This is a genomic window from Pseudomonas sp. DE0157 (genome assembly GCF_007678615.1).
Taxonomy (GTDB): Bacteria; Pseudomonadota; Gammaproteobacteria; order Pseudomonadales; family Pseudomonadaceae; genus Aquipseudomonas; species Aquipseudomonas parafulva_B.
Genome location: NZ_VEJN01000008.1, coordinates 87,993 through 108,973, shown reverse-complemented (window position 1 = coordinate 108,973; position 20,981 = coordinate 87,993). Strand labels below are relative to the sequence as shown.

Annotated in this window: 19 protein-coding genes; 4 read left to right on the top strand and 15 right to left on the bottom strand. The window is 61.6% G+C overall.

Features of this window, described 5'->3' with window-relative positions:
- Window position 1 precedes the first annotated feature (1 nt).
- The gene (locus tag FS777_RS12310; protein ID WP_058604426.1) at window positions 2-430 is read right to left on the bottom strand and encodes a DNA polymerase III subunit chi; all 429 of its coding nucleotides are present in this window, start codon (window positions 428-430) and stop codon (window positions 2-4) included.
- 48 nt (window positions 431-478) lie between these two features.
- Entirely contained in the window at window positions 479-1,972 is a 1,494-nt protein-coding gene (locus FS777_RS12305; RefSeq protein ID WP_058637517.1) for a leucyl aminopeptidase, read from the bottom strand.
- Between the two features lie 301 nt (window positions 1,973-2,273).
- Here FS777_RS12305 and lptF point away from each other — a divergent pair, with 301 nt between their 5' ends.
- Window positions 2,274-3,389 (top strand): LPS export ABC transporter permease LptF, encoded by a 1,116-nt coding sequence (lptF, locus tag FS777_RS12295; RefSeq protein ID WP_058604428.1) that lies wholly within the window; start codon window positions 2,274-2,276, stop codon window positions 3,387-3,389.
- Window positions 3,382-4,443 (top strand): LPS export ABC transporter permease LptG, encoded by a 1,062-nt coding sequence (lptG, locus tag FS777_RS12290; protein WP_023533306.1) that lies wholly within the window; start codon window positions 3,382-3,384, stop codon window positions 4,441-4,443. Before lptF ends, lptG begins: the two co-directional genes overlap by 8 nt.
- 94 nt (window positions 4,444-4,537) lie before the next feature.
- Here the strand turns inward: lptG and FS777_RS12285 are convergent, their stop codons facing one another.
- From FS777_RS12285 to gcvH, 5 genes are all read right to left on the bottom strand, one after another.
- Window positions 4,538-5,026, bottom strand: coding sequence for an RDD family protein (locus FS777_RS12285; RefSeq protein ID WP_058637520.1), 489 nt, complete (start codon window positions 5,024-5,026; stop codon window positions 4,538-4,540).
- An 89-nt stretch (window positions 5,027-5,115) separates the two neighbouring features.
- Entirely contained in the window at window positions 5,116-5,328 is a 213-nt protein-coding gene (locus FS777_RS12280; protein ID WP_058637521.1) for a cold-shock protein, read from the bottom strand.
- Window positions 5,329-5,686: 358 nt separating this feature from the next.
- On the bottom strand, window positions 5,687-6,808 hold the full coding sequence (gene gcvT / locus FS777_RS12275) for a glycine cleavage system aminomethyltransferase GcvT (RefSeq protein ID WP_058637522.1): 1,122 nt from the start codon (window positions 6,806-6,808) through the stop codon (window positions 5,687-5,689).
- Window positions 6,809-6,889: 81 nt separating this feature from the next.
- Entirely contained in the window at window positions 6,890-9,745 is a 2,856-nt protein-coding gene (gcvP, locus tag FS777_RS12270) for an aminomethyl-transferring glycine dehydrogenase (RefSeq protein ID WP_145255720.1), read from the bottom strand.
- A gap of 11 nt (window positions 9,746-9,756) precedes the next feature.
- Window positions 9,757-10,140, bottom strand: a complete 384-nt coding sequence (gcvH, locus tag FS777_RS12265) for a glycine cleavage system protein GcvH (RefSeq protein ID WP_145255717.1) — start codon at window positions 10,138-10,140, stop codon at window positions 9,757-9,759.
- 265 nt (window positions 10,141-10,405) lie between these two features.
- Here gcvH and FS777_RS21925 point away from each other — a divergent pair, with 265 nt between their 5' ends.
- A complete protein-coding gene (locus tag FS777_RS21925) occupies window positions 10,406-10,486 on the top strand; it encodes a bacteriocin immunity protein (RefSeq protein WP_145255828.1) in 81 nt (26 codons plus the stop codon).
- Between the two features lie 79 nt (window positions 10,487-10,565).
- Here the strand turns inward: FS777_RS21925 and gltS are convergent, their stop codons facing one another.
- The 7 genes from gltS to arcD (FS777_RS12225) form a co-directional block, all read right to left on the bottom strand.
- A complete protein-coding gene (gene gltS, locus FS777_RS12255) occupies window positions 10,566-11,765 on the bottom strand; it encodes a sodium/glutamate symporter (RefSeq protein WP_078479037.1) in 1,200 nt (399 codons plus the stop codon).
- A gap of 164 nt (window positions 11,766-11,929) precedes the next feature.
- A complete protein-coding gene (locus FS777_RS12250) occupies window positions 11,930-13,438 on the bottom strand; it encodes a sigma-54-dependent transcriptional regulator (RefSeq protein ID WP_145255714.1) in 1,509 nt (502 codons plus the stop codon).
- 71 nt (window positions 13,439-13,509) lie between these two features.
- Entirely contained in the window at window positions 13,510-13,878 is a 369-nt protein-coding gene (locus tag FS777_RS12245) for a DUF5064 family protein (RefSeq protein ID WP_078479036.1), read from the bottom strand.
- A gap of 48 nt (window positions 13,879-13,926) precedes the next feature.
- The gene (gene arcC, locus FS777_RS12240; protein ID WP_078479035.1) at window positions 13,927-14,856 is read right to left on the bottom strand and encodes a carbamate kinase; all 930 of its coding nucleotides are present in this window, start codon (window positions 14,854-14,856) and stop codon (window positions 13,927-13,929) included.
- An 88-nt stretch (window positions 14,857-14,944) separates the two neighbouring features.
- Window positions 14,945-15,955 carry an ornithine carbamoyltransferase gene (locus tag FS777_RS12235; protein ID WP_058604437.1) on the bottom strand — a complete coding sequence of 337 codons (1,011 nt, stop codon included), beginning with the start codon at window positions 15,953-15,955 and terminating at the stop codon, window positions 14,945-14,947.
- A 66-nt stretch (window positions 15,956-16,021) separates the two neighbouring features.
- Window positions 16,022-17,275 (bottom strand): arginine deiminase, encoded by a 1,254-nt coding sequence (arcA, locus tag FS777_RS12230; RefSeq protein ID WP_145255711.1) that lies wholly within the window; start codon window positions 17,273-17,275, stop codon window positions 16,022-16,024.
- Window positions 17,276-17,306: 31 nt separating this feature from the next.
- Window positions 17,307-18,734, bottom strand: coding sequence for an arginine-ornithine antiporter (gene arcD, locus FS777_RS12225; RefSeq protein WP_058637529.1), 1,428 nt, complete (start codon window positions 18,732-18,734; stop codon window positions 17,307-17,309).
- 426 nt (window positions 18,735-19,160) lie between these two features.
- Between arcD (FS777_RS12225) and arcD (FS777_RS12220) the strand changes: the two genes are divergently transcribed.
- Window positions 19,161-20,588, top strand: a complete 1,428-nt coding sequence (gene arcD / locus FS777_RS12220) for an arginine-ornithine antiporter (RefSeq protein WP_145255708.1) — start codon at window positions 19,161-19,163, stop codon at window positions 20,586-20,588.
- Here arcD (FS777_RS12220) and FS777_RS12215 read toward each other — a convergent pair.
- Complete coding sequence (locus tag FS777_RS12215; protein WP_058637531.1) at window positions 20,568-20,981, bottom strand: YbaN family protein; 414 nt, start codon at window positions 20,979-20,981, stop codon at window positions 20,568-20,570. The genes arcD (FS777_RS12220) and FS777_RS12215 overlap by 21 nt on opposite strands.

Below are 20,981 nucleotides of genomic sequence, written 5' to 3'. Positions count from 1 at the left end.
ATCAAAATCGCTGTAAGCGGTGGTCTTGCAGAGCATAGCCTTGTTCACGGTAGAAACGGAATCGCTCACGCGCCGATTGGCGGATGGCGGCCTCTTCAACCACGATCTCGGCAACCCGCTCGAACTGGCTGACAAAACCGGGAACATTGGCGCCCAGGTTGATCAACAAGTCCTGGTGCCCCTGTGCATGATCCCCGACACCAAGCGCCACGCGCGCATCGGCGTGGTCTTCGGCCAGGTCATGGGGCACGAAGGCTTCGCCCCTGAATGCCCACAAACGCTTGTCCAAGGCGGCACGCTGATCGTCATCCTGGCAATGCAGGTAGACGCGATGGCCCAGCCGCCAGGCTTTGTCGCACAGCTTGCAGGCGAAATCCAGGCGCGCCTCCAGCGAATCGGTGGGCAGTATATAGAAGTCGACTTTGCTCATGTGGGTTCCGTTGGCCGGCAGCGCCCGAGGCACTGCCGGCGCTCGCCGTCAGGCGCCGGCACGGTCCAGCAGGTACTGGGTCAACAGGGGCACCGGGCGACCGGAGGCACCCTTGTCCTTGCCACCGCTGATCCAGGCGGTACCGGCAATATCCAGGTGCGCCCAGTCATAGGCCTTGGCGAACCGCGACAGGAAGCAACCGGCGGTGATGGTGCCGGCTTTCGGCCCGCCAATGTTGCCCATGTCGGCGAACGGGCTGTCCAGTTGTTCCTGGTACTCATCGAACAGCGGCAGTTGCCAGGCGCGGTCATCGGCGCGCTTGCCCGCCTCGAGCAGTTGGCTGACCAGTTCGTCGTTGTTGCCCATCAGGCCGCTGGTGTAGCTGCCCAGGGCGACGATGCAGGCGCCGGTGAGCGTGGCGATATCGATCACCGCCTGGGGCTTGAAACGCTCGGCGTAGGTGAGGGTATCGCACAGCACCAGGCGACCTTCGGCGTCGGTGTTGAGAATTTCCACGGTCTGGCCGCTCATGGTGGTGACAATATCACCAGGGCGAGTGGCGCCGCCGCTGGGCATGTTCTCGGCACAGGCGAGCAGGCACACCAGGTTGATGGGCAGCTGCAGTTCCAGCACCGCACGCAGGGTACCGAACACGCTGGCTGCGCCGCACATGTCGTATTTCATCTCGTCCATGCCGGCACCGGGCTTGAGGCTGATGCCGCCGGTGTCGAAGGTGATGCCCTTGCCCACCAGCACGTAGGGCTTGTCGCCTTTCTTGCCGCCTTGGTAGTTAAGCACGATCAGACGCGGAGGTTGATCGCTGCCCTGGCCGACGGCGTAGAACGCGCCCATGCCCAGGTCCTTGATCTTCTTCTCGTCCAGCACATCGACTTTCAGGCCCTTGTGCGCCTTGCCCAGCTCCTTGGCCTGCTCGGCCAGGTAGCTTGGATGGCACAGGTTGGGAGGCAGGTTGCCCAGGTCACGGGTATAGGCCATGCCGGTGGCAATGGCACTGGCGTGGCGCACGGCGCGCTCCACGTCGGCCTGGTTGAGTTTGGTGGTGAGCAGGGTGACTTTCTTCAGCGCCCGAGGCTCGGCCTTCTGGCTTTTGAAACGATCGAATACGTACTCGCCATCGAGTAGGGTTTCGCCCAGCAGGCGATATTTGCCGTAGCCTGTATCGCGGTTGCTCAGCGCAATGTCATCGAGTGCCAGAACGGCGTCGGCGCCATTGAGGCCCTTGAGCACACCGGCAACGCTGGCCACCAGCTTGCGCCAGGTGCGATCACCCAGTGCCTCATCCTTGCCGCTACCCACCAGCAGCACACGCTCGGCCTTCAGGCCCGCAACGGCGTGCAGCAGCAGCGTCTGGCCAGGCTTGCCGACCAGGTCGCCACGCTTGAGCGCAGCGCTGATGGCGCCCTCGCTTGCCAGGTCCACGGCCTGGGCCACGGTGCCCAAGGCACGTTTTTCACCGACTGGGATGACCAGCGTTGCGGTCTTGACCGATGCAGCGGCTACGCTTTTTACAACCAGTTCCATCTCAGGGTCCCCGAATGATCGATACGTGTGGCGCCGTGCTGGCCGGCGCTTTGAACGCGACTGGCTGCGCGGTGGCAGGCCAGTGGAAAAGCTGCCAGTTTGAGCCTGCGGCCGGCGTGCTGACAACCCCGGCGTGCTGTGCGATGCGCGGCCAAGTGACAGGCGCGGTCAATCACAGGATAATGCGCGCACTTTATATGGAGGTTCGCCTTGGGCGAACCAGCATTGGCCTTGGATGTACTAAGTCATCGTCTGGTGCCATCGATTGGCAGTCCGTGCTGACAACCCAGGAGTGTCTGGTTTGATCGTCTTTCGTTATCTATCCCGCGAGGTCCTGGTGACCTTGAGCGCCGTCAGTGCAGTGCTGCTGGTGATCATCATGAGCGGGCGCTTCATCAAATACCTGGCCCAGGCTGCACAGGGGGTGCTCGACCCTGGCGTCCTGTTCCTGATCATGGGGTTCCGCCTGCCGGGCTTCCTGCAACTGATCCTGCCGCTGGGGTTGTTCCTGGGTATTCTGCTGGCCTATGGCCGGCTGTACCTGGAAAGCGAAATGACCGTGCTGTCGGCCACCGGCATGAGCCAGCAGCGCCTGCTGGCCATGACTATGGCGCCTGCGGCACTGGTGGCGCTGCTGGTGGCCTGGTTGAGCCTGAGCCTGGCACCCCTGGGCGTGGCCCAGGTGCAGAAGATCATCAGCCAGCAGGATGCCCTGACCGAATTCGACACTTTGGTGCCGGGCCGCTTCCAGACCCTGCGCGATGGTTCGCGGGTGACCTACACCGAGCAGCTTTCCGATGACCGGGTAAACCTGGGCGGCGTGTTCATCTCGGAAAAACGCTTCAACCAGGACAAGACCAAGGACCGCGCCCCGTCGGTGCTGGTGGCCGAGCGCGGGCACCAGGAAATCCAGGCTGACGGCAACCGTTACCTGGTGCTCGAAAACGGCTACCGCTACGACGGCAACCCAGGCCAGGCCGACTACCGCGCCATCAAGTACGACACCTATGGCGTGTTGTTGCCCAAGCCTGAAGTCAGCGAGGAGGTCACCGAGCGCGAGGCGATCCCCACCACCGATCTGTTCGGTGCCCAGGATTTGCGAGAGCGCGCCGAACTGCAATGGCGCCTGTCCCTGCCGATCCTGGTGTTCATCGTGACCCTGCTTGCCGTGCCGCTGTCGCGGGCCAACCCCCGGCAGGGGCGGTTCCTCAAGCTGCTGCCAGCCATCCTCCTGTACATGGCGTACCTGACAATGCTGATTTCCGTGCGCGGTGCACTCGAGAAGGGCAAGTTGCCCATCGCCCTTGGCATGTGGTGGGTGCATGGGCTGTTCCTGCTCATCGGCTTGGGCCTGATGTACTGGGAACCCCTTCGCCTCAAGCGCGCAGCCCGTCGTGCGGAGGTGGCCCGTGGCTAAGCTCGATCGTTATATCGGCCAGAGCGTGCTGGTGGCTATCCTGGCTGTGCTGGGCATCATCCTGGGGCTGGCCTCGCTGTTTGCCTTCATCGACGAAATGGGCGACCTGAGCGATACCTACACGGTGCTCGAAGCAGGCAAGTATGTGCTACTTACCGCGCCGCGGCGGCTGTACGACATGCTGCCGATGGCGGCGCTGATCGGCTGCCTGATCGGCCTGGGTACGCTGGCCAGCAGCAGTGAGCTGACCATCATGCGTGCCGCTGGGGTGTCGATCGGTCGTATCGTCTGGGCGGTGATGAAACCGATGCTGGTGCTGATGCTGGTTGGTCTGCTGATCGGCGAATACGTGGCACCGGTCACCGAAAACAAAGCCCAGGCCGATCGCTCCCTGGCCCAGGGTGGCGGTGAAGCGCAAAGCTCCAAGCGTGGCATGTGGCACCGGCAGGGCGAGGAGTTCGTGCACATCAACTCCGTGCAGCCCAACGGCCTTCTGCTGGGTGTGACCCGCTACCGGTTCGACGACCAGCGCAAGATCATCAGCTCCAGCTTTGCGCGCCGGGCGCGTTACGAAAACGATCACTGGCTGCTGACCGATGTGCGCACCACACTGTTCCATGGCGACCGTACCGAAGTCGTGCAAAACCCTGAAGAACAATGGGATGTGTCGGTCACGCCGCAGTTGCTCAACACGGTGGTGCTGGCGCCTGAATCGCTGTCGATCACCGGCCTGTGGGACTACATCCACTACCTGTCCGACCAAGGGCTGAACAACGCCCGCTACTGGCTGGCCTTCTGGACCAAGGTCCTGCAACCGGCCATTACGGCAGCCCTGGTACTCATGGCCATTTCGTTCATTTTCGGGCCGCTGCGATCGGTGACGCTTGGCCAGCGTGTCTTTACCGGCGTGCTGGTGGGCTTCGTGTTCCGTATTGCCCAGGACCTGCTGGGCCCATCCAGCCAGGTGTTCGGCTTCCCGCCTTTGCTTGCGGTGGTGCTGCCAGCCGGCATCTGTGCTGTGGCAGGCTTGTGGTTGTTGCGCCGCGCTGGATAAACCCGCTGCGCAGCCGCATGGCTGCGTGCTTGACCCTAGGGGCCGCTATAGCGGCCCCTCGTGTTTCAGGGCCGCTGCCGCTTGAGTAGAGCGCTCATTTCTTCGGCTTGGGGACTCGAACCAGTTGGCTCTCGGAGTAGATGTCGTGCCAGCTGCGTTTGCGCTTGTCGACCAGGGCCCAGAAGAAACCCAGCCCCAGGCATAGCCACGAGGCGATGGAAACGACAAACCGCAACAGCGCCTGCCAGAGCGTGATGGGCGAGCCATCGGCGTTCTGCACACGCACGCCCCAGACCTGCATGCCTAGTGTTTGCCCGCCATGGGTCCAGAATTTGGCGAAGAAACCGAATAGCACGAACAGCAGCACCGTGGACAGCAAAGGGTCGCCGTCCAGCGCGCCTGCTTCGGTGAGTTCGCGCATACGCTGCTGGCCGATGATCGCCATCTGGACCATCTTGTAGAGGCCTGCGGTGACGATCAGCAAGGCCGTGCACAGCAAAAAATCATAGAACACCGCAGCCAGACGCCTGCCGAGGCCGACCGGAGGGAAATCACCTTGGGGATGCAGCACAGGCTTGGACATGCAGAATAGCTCCATCACGCAAAGCCGCCATTCTACGGGCAAAAAAAAGCCCCTGCACTGAGCAGGGGCTTTTTTGGGGGTAACAAGGCTTATTCAGCTACCTGTACCTTGTCAGCCTGCATACCTTTCTGGCCTTGTACGGCTTCAAAAGTAACTTTCTGGCCTTCTTTCAGGCTCTTGAAGCCGTTGCCTTCGATGGCGCGGAAGTGCACGAAAAGATCAGCACCGCTTTCTGGGGTGATGAAGCCGAAACCTTTTTCGTCATTGAACCACTTGACGGTACCGTTCTGACGCTGAGACATGGTCTTATTTCCTATGAAACTTAGGTTTGGATGACAGTTTTCTTTCGCTTTCAAACAAGCAAAAGAGTACTGGGCTGGGTTGCAGGAAAGTAAGAGACGTCGAACGGGTTGTAGCAGATTGCGGCTACTGGCCCAGGTCACGAACTGTTGCGACCCATGCAAACACAGTGCGTTGACTCTACGCCAACTACCGAGCGAAAAACAAGCCTTGCAGCGGGTGTAAAAGTGACTGTTTTACAACCCTTGGTCAAATCGCCGAAAAGTGCATGGCGCCTGGCCTGGCGCCATGTTCGCAGTGGCGCGCGCCACGTTCGTAAACGAAGATACCGAGCACTGCCACGTCGTCGATGAAACTGCCTTAACCGCGATAGTAACGGGGCGCTACGAACGGCGTTTTACTGACTTTCAAGGCCACCTTCTTACCGCGCACAAGGGCATATAAAAGCGTGTCCAGGGCGGCATGTTCGGTGTCGACATACCCCATCGCCACAGGGGCGCTGAGTGTGGGCCCAAAGCCGCCACTGCAGATGGTGCCGACCAGGGTACCTTCTGCATCGACAATCTCGGCGCCTTCGCGCACAGGTGTGCGTTCCTGGGGCAGCAAACCAACCCGCTTGCGTTTTACACCCTCACGTTGCTGGCCGAAGATGGCCTGCGCGCCCGGAAAGCCGCCGGCACGGGCACCATCGGCCCGACGTGGCTTGGACATTGCCCACACCAGGTTGGCTTGCACGGGCGAGGTGTCGCTGCTCATGTCATGGCCATACAGGCACAGGCCAGCTTCCAGGCGCAACGAGTCACGGGCCCCTAGCCCGATCGGCTGGACCTCTGGCTGCTTGAGCAGCTCCCTGGCGAGCGTCTCTGCGCCCGCCACCGGCACGGAGATCTCATAACCATCCTCCCCGGTGTAACCCGACCGACTGAGCCAGCACGGATGGCCCAGTAACGTGACAGGACGCACCTGCATGAACGTCATGTCAGCCACTTCATGCGCCAGACGCTGCAGGACCTTGACCGCTGCCGGCCCTTGCAAGGCGAGCAGGGCACGCTGGTCGAACAGCGGCTGGACCTCGCAACGTTGGCCGATATGCCGCTGCAGATGCGCCAGGTCCTGATCCTTGCAGGCGGCGTTCACCACCAGCAGCAGTGTTTCGTCACCCAGATTGGCGACCATCAGGTCGTCGAGGATGCCCCCGTGTTCGTTGGTGAACATGGCATAGCGCTGCATGCCAACGGGCAGGTCGATGATGTCGACCGGTACCAGCGTTTCCAGGGCACTGGCAGCGTCGCGACCTTTGAGCAGAACTTGCCCCATGTGCGAGACGTCGAACAACCCGGCTTGTTCACGGGTGTGCAGGTGCTCTTTGAGCACGCCCAGAGGGTACTGCACCGGCATGTCGTAGCCCGCGAAGGGCACCATGCGCGCACCCAGTTCCAGGTGCAGGGCATGCAGTGGGGTTTTGAGCAGTGTTTCGGACATCGATGACTCCTTGCATGGGTTTCGGTCAATGTCCGGGGACATTGACCGCCAGGCGAATGACACACTCAGGATCCGGCGCTGTCAGACGTCCTGGTAGCTTTCGATCGACGGGCAGGCACAGACCAGGTTGCGGTCGCCAAAGACGTTGTCGACCCGGCTCACAGGCGGCCAGTACTTGCTTTGCACCAGGCCAGGCAGCGGGTAGACCGCTTGCTCGCGGGAGTAACCATGGGCCCATTCGCCCACCAGTTCCGCTGCGGTGTGCGGCGCGTTCTTGAGCGGGTTGTCGTCCTTGTCCAGCGTGCCGTCCTCTACCGCGCGGATTTCCTCGCGGATCTGGATCATGGCTTCGCAGAACCTGTCCAGCTCTTCCCGGGATTCGCTTTCGGTCGGCTCGATCATCAGCGTGCCTGCCACCGGGAACGACATGGTCGGGGCGTGGAAGCCGTAGTCGATCAGGCGCTTGGCCACGTCGTCGACGCTGATGCCACTGCTGTCCTTGAGCGGGCGCAGGTCCAGGATGCACTCATGGGCGACCAGGCCATTGCTGCCGGTGTACAGCACCGGGTAGTGCTCCTCCAGGCGGCGAGCGATGTAGTTGGCATTGAGGATGGCCATCTGCGAAGCCCGCTTGAGCCCCGCGCCCCCCATCATGCGAATGTACATCCAGGTGATCGGCAGGATGCTGGCGCTGCCGAAGGGTGCGGCGCATACCGCGCCTTCGGCAGTGCCCAGGGCGGCATGGCCCGGCAGGAAGGGCGCCAGGTGCGATTTCACGCCGATCGGCCCTACGCCCGGCCCACCGCCGCCATGGGGAATGCAGAAGGTCTTGTGCAGGTTCAGGTGCGACACATCGCCCCCGAACTTGCCCGGCGCGCACAGGCCGACCATGGCGTTCATGTTGGCGCCGTCGATGTAAACCTGGCCGCCGTTGTCGTGGACGATGGCGCAAATCTCGCCGATCGCTTCCTCGAACACCCCATGGGTGGACGGGTAGGTGATCATCAGCGCCGCCAGGCGTTCGCGGTGCTCGATGGCCTTGGCACGCAGGTCGGCGACGTCAACGTTGCCGCGCGCGTCGCAGGCCGTGACCACCACCTGCATGCCGGCCATGTTGGCCGTTGCCGGGTTGGTGCCATGGGCTGAAGAAGGGATCAGGCAGATATCGCGATGCCCTTCGTTACGGCTGCGATGATAGGCGCGGATCGCCAATAGGCCCGCGTACTCGCCCTGAGAACCGGCGTTGGGTTGCAGCGATACGGCATCGTAGCCCGTGGCTGCGCAGAGCATGGCCTCCAACTCCGACGTCAATTGCAAGTAGCCCTGGCTCTGCTGCGCTGGGGCGAAGGGGTGCAGGTTGCCGAATTCTGCCCAGGTGACCGGGATCATTTCGCTGGCCGCGTTGAGCTTCATGGTGCACGAGCCCAGCGGGATCATGCTGCGGTCCAGGGCCAGGTCCTTGTCGGCCAGCTTGCGCAGGTAGCGCATCAACTCCGTTTCGCTGTGGTAGCGGTTGAACACGGGGTGTTCGAGGAACGTCGAACGACGCAGCAAGGCCTCGGGCAGTAGTGTACCGCTGCTGGCGGCCAGCGCCTGGAAGTCAGGCTGCGTTTGACCAGCGCCGAACAGCTGCCACAGCGCCTGCACATCGGCCGGAGTAGTGGTTTCGTCCAGCGATACACCTACATGGCCGGCATCGACCTGGCGCAGGTTGATGCCTTGGGCGCGCGCTTTCTCGTGCAGGCCGTGGGTGGCATCGCCGGTAGCCAGGGTCAGGGTATCGAATGCCGTGTCGCTCACGACCGGCACAGCCATTGCCCGCAGGCCCTGTGCCAGGATGGCGGTCAGGCTGTGGGTACGTTGGGCAATGCGCTTGAGGCCTTCAGGGCCGTGATAGACGGCGAACATGCTGGCAATATTGGCAAGCAGCACCTGGGCGGTGCAGATGTTGCTGGTGGCCTTTTCGCGGCGAATGTGCTGCTCACGTGTCTGCATGGCCAAGCGCAGGGCCGTCTTGCCGAAGCGGTCTATCGACACGCCGACCAGGCGCCCTGGCATGTCGCGCTTGAAGGCATCGCGGGTCGCGAAGTAGGCCGCATGCGGCCCGCCGAAGCCCAGGGGCACACCAAAGCGCTGGGCGCTGCCGATGGCCACGTCGGCCTCGAACTCGCCAGGTGGGGTCAACAGGGTCAAGGCCAGCAGGTCTGCCGCCACGGCCACCAACGCATTGGCGTGATGGAACCGCTGCACCACCTCCCGGTAATCGAAGATACCACCGGTGCTGGCGGGGTACTGCAGCAATGCGCCGAAGAATGGGCTGGCATCATCGAGCGCCTGCTCGTCGCCTACCACCACCTCGATGCCCAAGGGCTCTGCGCGGGTACGCAGTACATCGAGGGTCTGCGGGTGGCAATGCATCGAGGCGAAGAAGCGGTTGCTGGCCTTGTTCTTCGACAGGCGTTTGCAGAACGTCATGGCTTCGGCAGCCGCCGTGGCTTCATCGAGCAGCGAAGCATTGGCGATCGGTAACCCTGTGAGGTCGCTGATCAGGGTCTGGAAATTGAGCAAGGCTTCCAGCCGGCCCTGGGAAATTTCTGGCTGGTAGGGCGTGTACGCGGTGTACCAGGCCGGGTTTTCCAGCAGATTGCGCAGGATGGGCGCGGGCGTGTGGGTGTTGTAGTAACCCTGGCCTATGTAACTTTTGAAAAGCTGGTTCTTGCCGGCGATGGCCTTCAGGGCGGCGAGCGCATCCGCTTCGCTGTGCCCATCGTCCGTGCCCAGCACGCTGGTGCCCTTGATGCTGGCGGGGATGACGGCGTCGGTCATGGCCTCCAGTGAATCGAAGCCCAGGGTGGCGAGCATGGCCTGCTCGTCTTCGCTGCGTGGCCCGATGTGACGGGCAATGAACTCATTGGCAGTGCCGAGGTTGATAGTCATGGCGTGGTTCCTCAGGCGTCGTCGTTGGCGTTGAGCAGGCGGTCGTAGGCGTCCTGGTCGAGCAGGGCGCTCACAGCGCTGGCGTCGGCAGGCTTGAAGCGGAAGAACCAGCCTTCGCCCAGCGGGTCCTCGTTGACCAGCTCGGGGCTATCTTCAAGCTGGGCGTTGACCTCAATCACTTCGCCGGCCAGCGGCATGTACACGCCGCTGGCAGCCTTGACCGACTCGACGGTGGACGCTTCGCTACCTTTGTCATAGTGCTGCAGCTCCGGCAGCTGCACGAACACCACATCGCCCAGAGCATTCTGGGCATAGGCGGTGATCCCTACGGTGACGCTGCCATCGGCTTCTACACGCAGCCATTCGTGGTCGTCGGTGAAACGCAACTCGCTCATGAAAAATCCTCGTGGACCGGGTGGCACGATTAGGTTCGCGCTCTGGTGGGTTTTCAGTAAGCAATAAGGTGGCCAACTGTGCACAGGCCAGCTATATCAGCTTCCTGGAGTGAGGACTCGAAGTGGCGCAAGCGGCTTTTGGAGTGAAATCGTTACATTAAGTCGCTCTGTATTGGTGTGATGGTTGTGATCGCCCTGATTCACGTCATCACCGCATTTGTAACGATTAAATTACAGTGTATTGAATTAGTTACGGCTAACTGGCCTGCCTGCATCCTCAGCGGTAGTTGACGAAGTGAAACGGTGGCGCGCTGAGCAGGGGCTTCCAGGTTTCAAGCCATCCTGAATCCAAAACAGACGACTCCCGCAGCTCATCGTGCGGGAGTCTTTCAGCTTACCGGTTCGGCAACGCCATCACAGGTTCATTATTGAAAAAACGGCAGCGCCAGATACACCTTGATCACCACCACATTGATCAAGTCAATGAAGAACGCCCCCACCATCGGCACCACCAGAAATGCCACGTGCGAAGGCCCGAACCGCTGGGTCACCGCTTGCATGTTCGCGATTGCGGTAGGCGTTGCACCCAGTCCGAAGCCGCAATGGCCGGCGGACAGGACAGCCGCGTCGTAGGTGCGGCCCATGACCCGGAAGGTGATGAAGATGGCAAACAGCGCCATCAGCAGGGTCTGCGCCGCCAGCAGCACAAAGAAAGGCAGTGCCAGTGCAGCCAGGTCCCACAGTTTCAACGACATCAACGCAATGGCCAGAAACAACGACAGGCTCACATTGCCCAGTACCGACACTTCCCGCTCGAACACCTGATAAAAGCCGAAGGCTGACAGGCCATTGCGCAGCAGTACGCCCACGAACAATACGCAGACGAAGTTTGGCAACTCGAAGGCAGTGCCCTTGAGCAGCTCATTTAGCACGGTACCGGTCAACAGGCTCACTGCAATCAGGGCAAGCGTCTCGATCACGGAAAACGAGGTGATCAGGCGTTCTTTCTCCGGCTGCTCGAAGCCTGAGGGCAACTGAGGCGTGTTGTTAGCCAAGCCAGGGGTCGCGACCCGCTTGATCAGTAGGCGGGCCACGGGGCCGCCAATCAAGCCGCCCAAGACCAGCCCGAACGTGGCGGAGGCCAATGCCAGCTCCGAGGCCGAGGCCAGGCCGAACTTTTCAGTGAAGGTGGCGCCCCACGCAGCACCGGTGCCATGGCCTCCCGACAGGGTGATCGAGCCGGCCAGCAGACCCATCAACGGGTCCAACCCCAGCGCCGTGGCCAGACCGATGCCCAAGGCGTTCTGCACCACCAGCAGGCCGGTCACCACCGCCAGGAACAGGACCACCGCACGCCCACCTTTTTTCAGGCTGGCAAAATCGGCGTTCAGGCCGATGGTGGCGAAGAATGCCAGCATCAAAGGTGTCTGCAGGGAGGTGTCGAAGTGAACTTGCACATCGAAGGTGCGCAGCACCAGCAGGGCAATCGCGACCACCAGGCCACCGGCGACCGGTTCAGGGATGTTGTAGGCACGCAGAAAACCTATGCGTGCGACCAGACCGCGACCTAGCAGCAGCACCAGGGAAGCGGCCACCAGCGTGCCGTAAAAATCGAGTTCGAACATCAGGTACTCTCGTTGAATCCATAACGGACCGCTGACCGCTCTGGGGCGGTCTGGCGGGGTGACAGGCAGGATTGCACTGGCACCATTCTACGAGGCGTGACGAAAGACGTATCCGGGGAACGCCTAGGACAAGTCTGCTAAAACAGAGGGAATTGTCGTCAACCTCAGGTTTTTCCAGGAATTCCGTATTTGCGCAGGCGTTGGGCAATGGCGGTATGTGAGGTCTGCAGCCGGGCCGCCAGCAATCGGGTCGAGGGGTATCTGGTATACAGCCGTTGCAACAGCTCACGCTCGAAATCACCCACGGCCTGTTCCAGGCTGGCCACGTCGCCCTCATGGGTGCGACTGACAGACGTGCCAGCGATGTCCAAATCGCCGATGTCCACCAGGTTGCTTTCGCAGATAGCGGCGGCGCGAAAGATCACGTTCTGCAATTGCCGCACATTGCCCGGCCAAGGGTTAGCCAGCATGGCGCTGTGGGTGGCGGGGGTGAGCCTGCAGGCAGGCCGCTGGATCTGTGTGCAGGCCTGCTGCATGAAGAAGTGCGCGAGCATCAGGATGTCCTGGCCGCGGTCACGCAGGGGAGGGACTTGCAGGTTCAACACATTGAGGCGGTAAAACAGGTCCTCGCGGAACGTGCCCTCGGCCACCATCTGCTCCAGGTTACGGTGGGTCGCGCTGATGATACGCACGTTGACCTTCACTTCCCGGTCGCCCCCCACGCGGCGGAAACTGCCGTCACTGAGAAAACGCAGCAGCTTGGCTTGCAGGTAGGGGGACATCTCGCCGATCTCATCGAGAAACACCGTGCCCTGGTTGGCCAGCTCCATCAGCCCTGGTTTGCCGCCGCGCTGAGCGCCAGTGAAGGCGCCTGGTGCATAACCGAACAGTTCGCTCTCGGCCAGGCTTTCAGGCAAGGCGGCGCAGTTCAGGGCCAGAAAGGGAGCCGCGTGACGGCTGCTGATCGCGTGGCAGGCGCGGGCCACCAGTTCCTTGCCGGTGCCGGTCTCGCCATGCACCAACAGCGGTGCATCCAGGGTAGCCACACGCAAGCCCCGAGCCTTCAGGGTACGGATGGCGGGTGATTCGCCCAACAGGGCGTCGAAACCCTCGGCATGATCGTGGCGCAGGGCTGATAGCCGCTCACCCAATCGCGTGGGCGGGTAAAGTGTCAGCAGGCCGCCGGTGTGGGTGATTGGCATGGCGTCGAGCAGCAGGCTCTGGCCATTGAGCTGCATTTCGCGCATGGGCAGGTGAAAGTTGCTGTCGAGCAACGCTTGCAGCAGGCCCGGGTCGCCAAACAACTCGCCTACGCAGCGCCCGGCCGACTCCCGACCACACAACGCCACCAGCGCAGGGTTGGCCAGCAACACCTTGCCGGCCCTGTCCACCGCCAGCACTGGGTCGCTCATGGCGGCCAGCAGTGCATCGAGCTGCAGGTGACGACGTTGCCCCGGCAGGATGTCGACCACCTCCACTGCCTTCACACCCTGTACGTCGAACAAGGCGTCATGCAGCTCTTCCAGCACGGCGGGGCTGAGGGTCGGTGCGTCGATGTAGACGTTCGGCGGCACCATCTCCACGGCATCGAGGTTGAGGTTGCGCGCACCGAGCAGCGCCAGGACTTCCTGAGTGATGCCGACGCGGTCGATGAAGCTGACATGGATACGCATGGGGCAATACGAAATGGCCGGGTAGGGCGCTAGTATGCCTCAAGCGGATCCTGCTCGTGACGGGTCGCGTCCTACTCCAGATGCTCAGGCTTGATGGGGTCACCGGACTTCACGTCCAGCTTGGCGCGGATGTCCTCGAACATCCAGTCGTAGATCCTGTGGGGTGAAGCCAGGCTTTCGAATTTCTTCGGTGGGGCCAGGTAAGCCTGGGCGCGGCGACTCAGTTGCATCAGAAAACTGGGCAGCACCTGATCCTTGGGCAGAAAGAAAGCCTCGTCGACAGGCTTGCCCTCGATACTGCCCTTCATGTGGAATTGAATACCCCTGCCCTCACGGGGGTCGGTAAAGGCCTCGTAGTCCACCTTGAGGTCATAGCTGTGGTCACTGCTGTTGAGCGCAGTGCGCTCGATGTGGACGTGACCGGGTTCATATTTGGCCATGGGCTCTCCTGTATGAGATTGAGCGGGCACATGGCCCGCCGACGGTATTCAACGGTAGCTGATCCCAGGGGCAGCGGTCGAAACCCGCGTGCCGGCGGTACCGGTCACGATGCGCTCGATATTGGCCAGCGAGCTGATCACCGCCACCTTGCCCGTGTGCCGGGCAAAGTCGCTGGCCGCCTGCACCTTGGGCCCCATCGAACCTGCCGCGAAACCTAGCGTGTCCAGCTCGTCAGGGTGGGCCTGGGCGATGGCGCGTTGGGTCGGCTTGCCAAAATCGATGTACGCCGCCTCCACATCGGTGGCAATGATCAGCAGGTCGGCCTCGAGCTGTTCGGCCAGCAGTGCAGAGCACAGGTCCTTGTCGATCACCGCCTCGATACCCTTGAGCTTACGGTGTTCATCGTAGAGGGTCGGGATGCCGCCGCCGCCGGCACAGATCACGATGCTGCCCTTTTCGAGCAGCCATTTGATAGGGCGGATTTCGAAGATGCGTTTGGGCCTGGGGCTTGCCACCACCCGGCGGTATTTGTCCCCGTCAGGCTTGACCACCCAGCCCTTTTCAGCGGCCAGGCGCTGGGCTTCATCCTTGCTGTAGACCGGGCCGATGAACTTGCTCGGGTCCTTGAACGCAGGGTCCTCGGCGTCCACTTCGACCTGGGTCAGCAGGGTGGCAAACGGCACGCCGACGTCCAGCAGGTTGCCCAGTTCCTGCTCGATCATGTAGCCGATCATGCCCTCGGTTTCGGCGCCCAACACGTCCAGCGGATAGGCCTCGTCGGGCTTGTACGACAGCCCTTGCAAGGCCAGCAGGCCCACTTGCGGGCCATTGCCATGGGCGATTACCAGCTCGTTACCGGGGTGGATCTTGGCAATCTGCTCGGCAGCGGTACGAATGTTGGCGCGCTGGTTTTGCGCGGTCATGGGCTCGCCACGGCGCAGCAGGGCATTGCCGCCTAGTGCAACAACGATACGCATGGAGAATGTCCTTTATCGAAAGTCGTGAGCGGCTGCAGGACGGCTAATGCGGCCCGCTAACAGCCGCAATGCCAAAGCAGGCGGCGATCTACAGATCGGCCAGTGTCGACACCAGAATCGCCTTGATCGTGTGCATGCGGTTTTCCGCTTGCTCGAACGCAATGCAGGCCGGGGACTCGAACACGTCATCGGTCACTTCGATGCCGTTAGTGAGGTCCGGGTACTGCTCGGCGATCTGCTTGCCCACCTTGGTCTCGCAGTTGTGAAACGCCGGCAGGCAGTGCATGAACTTGGTCCTGGGATTGCCGCTGGCCTTCATCAGCTCGGCGTTGACCTGGTAGGGCTTGAGCAGCTTGATGCGTTCGCCCCAGGCTTCGATGGGTTCGCCCATCGATACCCACACGTCGGTATGAATGAAGTCCACGCCCTTGACGGCGGCCTTGGCATCTTCGGTGAGGGTGATGCGGGCACCGCTTTGCTCGGCGTACTGCTTGCAACGTTGCACCAGGTCATCGTGGGGCCAGAGGTCCTTGGGCGCAGCGATGCGCACGTCCATGCCCAGCTTGGCGCCGATCAATAGCAGCGAGTTGCCCATGTTGTTGCGCGCATCGCCCAGGTAGGCGTAGCTGATGTCATGCAGCGGCTTGTCGCTGTGTTCGCGCATGGTCAACACGTCGGCAATCATCTGGGTAGGGTGATATTCATCCGTCAGGCCATTGAATACTGGCACGCCGGCATACTTGGCCAGTTCTTCGACGATTTCCTGCTTGAAGCCGCGGTATTCGATTGCGTCGTACATGCGCCCGAGCACGCGAGCGGTGTCCTTCATGCTTTCCTTGTGGCCGATCTGCGAGGAGTTCGGGTCGATGTAGGTGACGTTGGCGCCTTGGTCGTAAGCGGCCACTTCGAAAGCACAACGGGTACGCGTGGAGGTTTTTTCAAAAATCAGCGCAATGTTGTTGCCCTTGAGGTGCTGCTGTTCGGTGCCGGTGTACTTGGCCCGCTTGAGGTCGCGGGACAGGTCCAGCAGGTAACGCAGCTCACGGGTGCTGTGGTGTTCCAGGCTGAGCAGGTTGCGGTTGTGGATGTTGAACGCCATGACTTTTCTCCTGGGTGTGGTGAACGCCGGGCCGCTACCGGGTAGGGGCGGCCTGGTTGATGGACGTCAGTAATCGATGGGGTCGCGAACGATAGGGCAGGTCATGCAGTGGCCTCCGCCGCGGCCGCGGCCCAGTTCGCCAGCACTGATGGTGATCACTTCGACCCCGGCCTTGCGCAGCAAGGTATTGGTGTAGGTGTTGCGGTCGTAACCAATGACCACGCCTGGCTCCAGCGCCACCACGTTGTTGCCGTCATCCCATTGCTCGCGTTCGGCGGCAAAGCTGTTGCCGCCGGTTTCGACCACCCGCAGGCGCACACCCAGCTGTTCGCCCACAACCTCGATGAACGACTTGTGCTCGCGGCGCACGTCCATGCCATAGGGCCGGCTTTCGTCGGGCTGGATGATGAACGGTACGATCTCGCTGACCACCTCGGGGAAGACCGTGACCAGGTCGCGGTCGCAGAAGCTGAACACGGTGTCCAGGTGCATGGCGGCGCGGGACTTGGGCAAGCCGGCGACGATGACCTTGTGCACGGCGCCCTTGGCGAACAGGCTCTGCGCCAACTGGCCGATGGCCTGGCGGGAGGTGCGCTCGCCCATGCCGATCAGCACGATGCCGTTGCCGATGGGCATGACATCACCGCCTTCGAGGGTGGACTGACCATGGTCCTTGTCCGGGTCACCGTACCAGACCTGGAAGTCGGCGCCTGTGAACTGCGGGTGGAACGTGTAGATGGCGGTGGTGAGCAGCGTTTCCTGGCGCCGTGCCGGCCAGTACATGGGGTTGAGCGTGACGCCCCCGTAGATCCAGCAGGTGGTGTCGCGGGTGAATTGGGTATTGGGCAACGGTGGCAGGATGAAACTGGAATGGCCCAGGTAGTCGTTGTACATCTTGACCACTTCGGCACCTTCGCTTTGCGGCAGATCCTGGCCAGCTACACCGCCAAACAAAAATTCAGCCAGGTGACGCGGCTCCATGCCTTCGAGCCAACTGCGCACCTCATTGGTCAGGCCTACCCCGACGGTGTCAGGGGTGATCTTGCGGTCCAGTATCCATTTGAGCGCTTCGGGTTGCTGCACGATGTCGGTCAGCAGGTTGTGCATTTCCAGCACATCGACACCCCGCTCGCGCATCTTGGTGACGAAATCGAAGTGGTCACGCTTGGCCTGATCCACCCAGATCACATCGTCAAACAACAGCTCGTCGCAGTTGGTCGGGGTCAGGCGCTTGTGCGCAAGGCCCGGCGCGCACACCATGACCTTGCGCAGCTTGCCGGCTTCGGAATGCACACCGTATTTCTGTTTTTCAGCGGACATGGTTTCAATCCTCCATTGAGTCGAAGAGGGATCACAGCGTCAGGAAGCCGTCGTACAGGCCGAAGGCTGCCACCAGGGCACCGACGACCACGGCTGCGAAAATCAGTTTTTCCACGGGGGTGAAGACGGGTTGGCCCACTTCACGCTTGGCCTTTGCAAACAGGATGGCGCCAGGGGCATACAGCAGCGCCGAGAGCAGCAGGTATTTCACTCCGCCGGCATACAGCAGCCAGATGGCATAGAGCAGGGCGACGCTGCCGATGAACAGGTCCTTGCGGCGTTCGGCCAGCGCCTGTTGGTAGGTTTCACTGCGCACCGCCAGCAATACGGCGTAGGCCGCCGACCACAGGTAGGGCACCAGGATCATCGAAGTGGCCAGGTAGATCAGCGACAGGTAGGTACTGTTGGAGAACAGCGTGATCACCAGGAAGATCTGCACCATGGCGTTGGTCAGCCACAAGGCGTTGGCAGGCACCTGGTTGGCGTTCTCGCGGCGCAGGAAGGCCGGCATGGTGTGGTCCTTGGCAGCGGCGAACATGATCTCGGCGCACAACAGCACCCAGGACAGCAGCGCACCGAGCAGCGAGATGATCAGGCCGACACTGATCAGCACGGCGCCCCAGTGGCCGACCACGTGCTCGAGCACGGCCGCCATCGAGGGGTTCTGCAACCCTGCCAGTTCAGGCTGGGTCATGATGCCCAGCGACAGCACATTGACCAGCACCAGGAACAACAGCACGGTGATGAAGCCGATGACGGTGGCCTTGCCCACATCGGAGCGTTTTTCCGCACGGGATGAGAAGATGCTCGCGCCTTCGATGCCGATGAACACCCACACCGTCACCAGCATCATGTTGCGCACCTGATTCATCACGCCGCCCAGTTCAGGTGTACCGGTGCCCCATATATCGGCGGTGAAGACGTCCAGCCGGAAGGCGAACAGGCAGATCAGCGCGAACAGCACCAACGGCACCACCTTGGCCACCGTGGTAACCAGGTTGATGAACGCCGCTTCACGGATGCCTCGCAGCACCAGAAAATGCACTGCCCACAGCAGGATCGAGGCGCCGATGATCGCGGCCGGCGTGTTGCCCTCGCCAAATACCGGGAAGAAGTAGCCCAGGGTACTGAACAACAGCACGAAATAGCCGACGTTCCCCAGCCAGGCACTGATCCAGTAGCCCCAGGCCGAAGAAAAGCCCATGTAATCGCCGAAACCGGCCTTGGCATACGCATAGACTCCGCCGTCAAGGTCAGGCTTGCGGTTGGCCAGCGTCTGGAATACGAAAGCCAGGGTCAGCATGCCCACGGCGGTGATAGCCCAGCCAATCAACACTGCGCCTACGCCGGCGCTGGCGGCCATGTTCTGCGGAAGGGAAAAGATGCCGCCACCGATCATCGAGCCGACGACCAGCGCAACTAACGCACCGAGTTTTAGTTTTGCGGGAGAATCAGACATTTAACAACTCCTGCCAGGAGGAAGTTGGCCACAGATTAAATCTGATGCCGTGGCCATACGCTGATATGGATCAGTGCATTGCAAGGTAAGGGCGTTGAATTACCTTACCGAACTCCTGGAGATTGCCGACTGCCATGGCTGCAGGCCTTGTACGCTGGCACCTCCATGTCTTGCTACGCTTCATCCCTCTGCCCTGCGAAGGTTGAAACTAGTCGCTTCTGGGCAGAGCGCAAATTTTTTACCGGTATTTATGCTTTTATCGAAATAGTGTGAACCGGTTGGCACTCTGGAGTTCTTAACAACCGCACGCTTAGACGTTAATGGCTTAGTGGCTAAATGAGAGTACGGCTGTAATTGAGGTCAGCCTCTATTAATAAACAGCGTCTTGTTACAACTGCAACACTGTCAGGAAATATTTGGAGACCTATGGGCGAACAAGGACAGAAACTGCGTCTAGGGGCATTGGTGGCGCTGGTCGTGGGTTCGATGACCGGAGGCGGCATTTTCTCCTTGCCCCAGAACATGGCGGCCCGTGCCCAGGCCGGGGCGGTGCTGATTGGCTGGGGGATCACTGCCGTGGGCATGCTGGCCCTGGCCTTCGTCTTCCAGACGCTGGCCAACCGCAAGCCTGAACTGGATTCAGGCGTGTATGCCTATGCCAAGGCTGGGTTCGGCGACTACATGGGCTTTTCCTCGGCGTGGGGCTACTGGATCAGTGCCTGGCTGGGGAATGTCGGTTATTTCGTGCTGTTGTTCAGCACCCTTGGGTTCTATTTCCCGGTGTTCGGTGAAGGCAATACCCCAGTGGCCATCGGGTGTGCCTCGGTGTTGCTGTGGGCGGTGCATTTTCTGGTATTGCGCGGGATTCGCGAGGCGGCGTTCATCAACCTGGTGACCACAGTGGCCAAAGTGGTGCCCCTGGTGCTGTTCGTCGTCATCGCGGCCTGCGCTTTTCGCCTGGATATCTTCACCCAGGACATCTGGGGGCTGGACAATCCGGCGTTCGGCAGCGTGCTCGAGCAAGTGCGCAACATGATGCTGGTAACGGTGTTTGTCTTCATCGGTATCGAAGGCGCCAGTGTGTACTCAGGCAGGGCTCGGCGGCGGGCCGACGTGGGCAGGGCCACGGTCATCGGCTTCGTGGGTGTGCTGGCACTGCTGGTACTGGTCAACGTCCTCTCCCTAGGGGTCATGACGCAACCGGAGCTGGCCGGTTTGCAGAACCCTTCGCTGGCGGCGGTCCTGGCCCACATCGTCGGCCCTTGGGGCGCGTTGCTGATCAGCCTGGGGCTAGCGGTTTCGTTGCTGGGGGCGTTACTGTCGTGGGCGCTGCTGTGTGCCGAGATTCTCTACGCCACGGCGCGCGACCAGACCATGCCCCGTTTCCTTGCCCAGGAGAACGCCAACCAGGTACCTGCCAATGCACTGTGGCTGACCAACGGCATGATCCAGGGTTTTTTACTGATCACGCTGGTGTCCGCCGGTACCTATACCAGCCTGATCTACCTGGCCTCGTCCATGATTCTGGCGCCGTACCTGTGGTCCGCCGCCTACGCCATGTCGCTGGCCGTGCGGGGAGAGACTTACGAAGGCCAACCGGCCCAGCGGCGCAAGGACCTGCTCGTGGCCGCGCTCGCGGTTGGGTACGCCGTCTGGCTGCTGTATGCCGGTGGCCTGAAGTATCTGCTGCTCTCGGCACTGTTGTACGCGCCGGGGGTGATCCTGTTTGCCCGAGCCAAACATGAGCAAGGGCTTAAGCTTTTCACGCTGACAGAGAAGCTGATCTTCGCCGCCGTGCTATCGGGTGCGGCGCTGGCAGGCTATGCCCTCTGGTCAGGGTTGCTGAGCCTGTGAGCCGGCTGTGAACGGCCGTTCCGGTCGCGACCAGATCCACAGGTTGCCCAGGCTCATACCGGCAATGGCCAGGAATACCGGCCAGTGATGCTCAAGAAACACCAGCATCAAAACCGCGCAGAGCAACATGCTGACCGTCGCACTGACCTTGGCCCGCCGCTGGATCACCTTGCCGTTGCGCCAGTTGTACAGGATAGGGCCAAACAACCGGTGGCTTTCGAGCCAGGCGGACAGGCGAGGCGAGCTTCGCGTGGCCGCCCACGCCGACAACAGGATGAATTCGGTGGTCGGCAAGCCCGGAACGACAATGGCGACCAGGCCTACCCCCAGGCTTGCGTAAGCCAGGATCGCATACAGCAGACGGGCAATTTTGGAGCGGGCAGGTTGGGTCAT

Bases quoted from the DNA above. Each gene is read 5' to 3' on its own strand.
- FS777_RS12310 (WP_058604426.1), bottom strand. From the start codon at position 430: ATGAGCAAAGTCGACTTCTATATACTGCCCACCGATTCGCTGGAGGCG.
- FS777_RS12305 (WP_058637517.1), bottom strand. From the start codon at position 1,972: ATGGAACTGGTTGTAAAAAGCGTAGCCGCTGCATCGGTCAAGACCGCA.
- FS777_RS12285 (WP_058637520.1), bottom strand. From the start codon at position 5,026: ATGTCCAAGCCTGTGCTGCATCCCCAAGGTGATTTCCCTCCGGTCGGC.
- FS777_RS12280 (WP_058637521.1), bottom strand. From the start codon at position 5,328: ATGTCTCAGCGTCAGAACGGTACCGTCAAGTGGTTCAATGACGAAAAA.
- gcvT (WP_058637522.1), bottom strand. From the start codon at position 6,808: ATGTCCGAAACACTGCTCAAAACCCCACTGCATGCCCTGCACCTGGAA.
- gcvP (WP_145255720.1), bottom strand. From the start codon at position 9,745: ATGACTATCAACCTCGGCACTGCCAATGAGTTCATTGCCCGTCACATC.
- gcvH (WP_145255717.1), bottom strand. From the start codon at position 10,140: ATGAGCGAGTTGCGTTTCACCGACGACCACGAATGGCTGCGTGTAGAA.
- gltS (WP_078479037.1), bottom strand. From the start codon at position 11,765: ATGTTCGAACTCGATTTTTACGGCACGCTGGTGGCCGCTTCCCTGGTG.
- FS777_RS12250 (WP_145255714.1), bottom strand. From the start codon at position 13,438: ATGCGTATCCATGTCAGCTTCATCGACCGCGTCGGCATCACTCAGGAA.
- FS777_RS12245 (WP_078479036.1), bottom strand. From the start codon at position 13,878: ATGGCCAAATATGAACCCGGTCACGTCCACATCGAGCGCACTGCGCTC.
- arcC (WP_078479035.1), bottom strand. From the start codon at position 14,856: ATGCGTATCGTTGTTGCACTAGGCGGCAATGCCCTGCTGCGCCGTGGC.
- FS777_RS12235 (WP_058604437.1), bottom strand. From the start codon at position 15,955: ATGGCGTTCAACATCCACAACCGCAACCTGCTCAGCCTGGAACACCAC.
- arcA (WP_145255711.1), bottom strand. From the start codon at position 17,275: ATGTCCGCTGAAAAACAGAAATACGGTGTGCATTCCGAAGCCGGCAAG.
- arcD (WP_058637529.1), bottom strand. From the start codon at position 18,734: ATGTCTGATTCTCCCGCAAAACTAAAACTCGGTGCGTTAGTTGCGCTG.
- arcD (WP_145255708.1), top strand. From the start codon at position 19,161: ATGGGCGAACAAGGACAGAAACTGCGTCTAGGGGCATTGGTGGCGCTG.
- FS777_RS12215 (WP_058637531.1), bottom strand. From the start codon at position 20,981: ATGACCCAACCTGCCCGCTCCAAAATTGCCCGTCTGCTGTATGCGATC.